Genomic DNA, 234 nt, shown 5'->3' on the forward strand with positions numbered 1-234 from the left:
AGGTGTCGATTGGCTGCCGGCGGGGGTGTCGGCTCCCTCGTCGCTGAAGAGGTCGCCGTAGCGGTCGCCGTCCTCGACGTCGGAATCGTGTTGGGCGTGGGAGTCGTGTTGGTGGGGGAGGGTGTGGGCAGGGAGGTGGAAGAGCTCGGGTGGGCCGGCGGTGATGTGTTGTGGTGGCGCGTCGGTGTGGGTGAGGTGCTGGTGTTCGCCGGTGGTGTTCGCGGGTACGGCGCT

General features: G+C 68.8%; 1 protein-coding gene. It reads right to left on the bottom strand.

Translation table 11 applies throughout. The features are described 5' to 3' along the window. Nucleotides 1–234: hypothetical protein (locus tag ACLQ24_RS30720; protein ID WP_425895212.1), on the bottom strand; the 234-nt coding region annotated here is incomplete at both ends.

This window comes from Micromonospora sp. DT4 (assembly GCF_049841675.1).
In the GTDB taxonomy this organism is placed as follows: Bacteria; Actinomycetota; Actinomycetes; order Mycobacteriales; family Micromonosporaceae; genus Micromonospora.